The sequence below is a fragment of the Pseudomonas sp. genome (genome assembly GCF_049590575.1).
In the GTDB taxonomy this organism is placed as follows: Bacteria; Pseudomonadota; Gammaproteobacteria; order Pseudomonadales; family Pseudomonadaceae; genus Aquipseudomonas.
The window spans coordinates 1-3,711 of the sequence record NZ_JBAWDE010000198.1 but is presented as its reverse complement, the minus strand read 5'-3'; the positions used below and the strand labels follow the sequence as shown (position 1 = coordinate 3,711).

The following is a 3,711-nucleotide window of genomic DNA, read 5'->3' as shown; positions in this document are numbered from 1 at the left end:
GGGTGGCTGCCGCCATCGCGGCTTGCCTGGTGGTCGCCTCGGCCCCAGGCCTGCTGCTGCGCTGGCAAGCCGACTACCGCACCGGCGCCGGTGAAACCCGCGACATTACCCTCAGCGACGGCAGCGTGGTGCAACTCGACAGCCACTCGGCCATCGCCGTGGATATCGCCGGTAATCATCGGGATGTACGGCTGCTGGTCGGCCAGGCATTTTTCAAGGTGACGCCGGACAAGCTCAAACCCTTTCATGTGCGCACCAAGACTTTGCAGGTCACGGTCACCGGCACCGCGTTCAACGTGGATGCAACGCCGGCCAACCCCAGCGTCGCGGTGCAACAGGGTTCGGTGAATGTCGACGACCTGGCCGCCGGCCGTCGCCTCGCCAGCCTGGTGCCGGGGCAACGCCTCAAGTACCACGCCGGGCGCGTCGAACTCAGCAGCTTCCCCCCGAGCCAGGCCGCGCCATGGCGCCAGGGTCAGTTGATTGCCGATGACTTGCCGATCAGCGAAGTGCTCACGCAAATCCGCCGCTATGCCCCCGGCCTCATCGTGTTGCGCGACGCCAAGCTCGGCGCACAGCGGGTCACCGGTGTGTATGACCTGCGCAAACCCCAGGCGGCGCTGCAAGCCGTGCTGCAACCCTACGGTGCAAAAGTCAGCGCCTACAGCCCCTGGGTGCTGGTGTTGAGCCACTGATTACTTGCCCGTGTAAAATATTTCAGGTTTTTTCTGAAAATCCCCCGCGCTGTCCCGTCTTCTGTCCCGCGCGCAGCAATTGAGATTTATTCGTATTCATTGACTGGCCGGTTTTAGCCGGCGCGGGGACTTTGCATGAACCACACCTTCCACCGCTTGCCTGGGCAGCGCGGGCCCTGGCCGCTGCGCCTGAAGAAAACCGCGGGCGCCGGTTTGCTGGGCTTTTGCTGCGCATTTGGCGCCGTGCCCCAGGCGCTGTCGCAAGCGCAGGCCGCCGACAACACCGCGCACGGCTTCAGCATTGCGCCGCAGCCACTGGCCGGTGCGTTGATTGCCTTCGGCCAACAAAGCGGCCAGCAAGTGACGGTCGATCCGCAACTGCTCAAGGGGGTGAGTTCGCCGGGGGTGAACGGTGACATGAGCAACGACGCCGCCCTCGCCTACCTGCTACAAGGCACCGGCATCGGCTGGGCTTACCAGGACGGCGCGCTGGTGTTTCATCGCCTGGCCAGCGCCGACGCCGGCCCGCTCATGCTCGACAACACGGTGGTGCTCGGCTTTACCGAAGAGAACTCGTTCCAGGGCGCCACCGTGATCGATCAACGGGCGATCCAGGCCTTCCCCGGCGCCAACGGCGACATCACCACCCTGCTGCAAATGCACCCCGCCGTGCAGTTCAGCGGTGAGCAAAAAAGCTCCAACACACCGGGGGAAATCGACCCGGCAGACATCAGCATCAACGGCGCCAAGTTCTACCAGAACAACTTCATGATCGACGGCATGTCGATCAACAAACAACGACATCGACCCCAGCGCTCACGGCTACGGCGAAACCCGCCAGTTCGACGCCGCGCCGAGCCGCTCCCACGGCATCGCCCTGGACGCCGACCTGCTGCAGGAAGTGAAGGTTTACGATAGCAACGTACCGGCCGAATACGGCGGGTTCAACGGCGGCGTGGTCGACGCGATCACCCGCCGCCCCAGCCAGGACCTGCACGGCAAGTTCTCCTATTCGATGACAAAATCGGCGTGGACCAAGTACCACATAAGCGCCCAGGACCAGGAAGCGTTCGACAACGCGTCCAACGAGCAATACCAGCCCGACTTCGAGAAAACCACGCTGCGCGGCATGCTCGAAGGTCACCTCACCGAGGACTTTGGCGCGATCCTGAGCTTCTCGCAGAAACGCTCGGTGATCCCGCTGAACCGCTATGCAGACGGCTACACCAGCCCCACTGGCGACAACGAAAAAGACCAGACGCGCCAGCTCGACAACTACATGCTCAAGACTTACTGGAACGTCAACGACCGCCTGAGCCTCGACGCTTCATTCATCAAAGCGCCGCAGGAAAATACGTATTTTCGCGAGAACTACGTGAACTCCGGCTTCACCAATATCAATGGCGGCTGGCAAGGTTCGCTCAAGGCCGTCTGGGAAGGAGACTCGGCTCGCTGGAGCCACACCGTGGCGCTGACCGACCTCAACAGCTCACGCAAATCCGAGTCCACCGACTCGATCGGCTGGTACTACTCCAGCGTGAAGAACTGGGGTATCCCGCTGTCCAACACCTCACGCAGTGGCGAAGGCGCGTATGGCGACCTGGACCAGACCCAACGCGGCATCGACTACAAGCTCAAGGCCGACTGGCAAGCGTTCAACTGGGGCGGTGCCGAGCATCAGTTCACCGGCGGCCTGGAGCTGACGCGCAACGAGGCCACTTGGGAACGCGGCACCGCAGCCACCAGCGCGCTGGTGGGTCGGCGCGACAACGGCACTACGTGCATCAACAATGACAACCTCTGTTCCATCGGCCGGCTGCTCAACGGCAACACCCGCCAATGGGCCAACACCATCAACGTGTACGGTGCCGGCAAGCTGGACCTGACCGAAACCAAATACGCGTTTCACCTGCAAGACGCGATTCAGATCGGCAAGCTCGGCCTGCGCCCCGGTGTGCGTTTTGAAGGCGACGATTACATGCAAGACAAAAACTTCGCGCCACGGTTTGCCGGCGACTACGATTTCTTCGGCGACCGCAGCACCGTACTGGTCTTCGGCGCCAACCGTTACTACGGGCGCAACCTGTTCAAATATCGCCTGGCCGACGGGCGCCAGGCGTTCAACACCCGCTATACCCGCACCACCCAAGGCGGCGCCTGGACGTCCGTGCAGGGCAAAAACCTGAACAAATTCTCCGACCTCAACGTGCCCTATGACGATGAATGGACCCTGGGGCTCGACCAGGTCTGGCTCGACACTGACTTTCGCCTGAAGTACGTGCACCGCGAAGGCAAGGACCAGATCGTGCGCGCCTCCAACCGCGTGCTGGGCACCGGCGCCGCCGCCGGCTACGACACGATCTACTACACCTACACCAACGCCGCCTCCAGCGAGAGCGACAACGTCAGCCTGACCATCACGCCCAAGCAGGAATTCAACTGGCAAGGCACGCGCACCAGTGTGCAGGCGGCCTTTGACTGGTCACAGACCAAAGACGCCTACGGCACCTATGAATCAGGAGTCGATGCCGATGAGTTCGCCGACGCCGACGTGATCTACGACGGCAAGCGCATGGCCTACAGCGAACTGCCCGCCGGCGATTTCAATCGGCCGTGGACCGCACGCCTGACCACGATCACCGAGATCCCGCAGTGGCACCTCACCGTCAGCAACTTCCTGCGTTATCGCGGCGCCTACGAACAGATCATCGAAACCGACGCCACCGCCGTGATCGGTGACGAGACCCTGGCGGTGTACGACTCGGCCAAGGTCAAGGCCGCGCCGACCTGGGATATGCGCGTCAGTTGGGAGATCCCCACCGGCAAGGACCAGGCGCTGTTCGCTGCCGTGGATATCACCAACGTCACCGATCACGTCAACGAGATCGTCGGCAAAACCAGCTCGACCGTGACCTATGAAGTCGGCCGCCAATATTGGCTGGAAGTCGGTTACCGCTTCTGATTTTTTCTGATTAGCCTGGATACCCTGATGAACAAGAGACTTGCTGGCCTGCTC

Annotated in this window: 3 protein-coding genes; all 3 read left to right on the top strand. The window is 62.2% G+C overall.

What is annotated here, in order from left to right; translation table 11 throughout:
- The coding region (locus tag WBR57_RS13515) for a FecR family protein (RefSeq protein WP_424084238.1) at positions 1-695 on the top strand (695 nt) is incomplete at its 5' end.
- Between the two features lie 135 nt (positions 696-830).
- Entirely contained in the window at positions 831-1,613 is a 783-nt protein-coding gene (locus tag WBR57_RS13510; RefSeq protein ID WP_424084237.1) for a secretin and TonB N-terminal domain-containing protein, read from the top strand.
- On the top strand, positions 1,597-3,657 hold the full coding sequence (locus tag WBR57_RS13505) for a TonB-dependent receptor (protein ID WP_424084236.1): 2,061 nt from the start codon (positions 1,597-1,599) through the stop codon (positions 3,655-3,657). Before WBR57_RS13510 ends, WBR57_RS13505 begins: the two co-directional genes overlap by 17 nt.
- Positions 3,658-3,711 lie beyond the last annotated feature (54 nt).

Coding starts and splice junctions, on each gene's coding strand:
- WBR57_RS13510 (WP_424084237.1), top strand. CDS start 831: ATGAACCACACCTTCCACCGCTTGCCTGGGCAGCGCGGGCCCTGGCCG.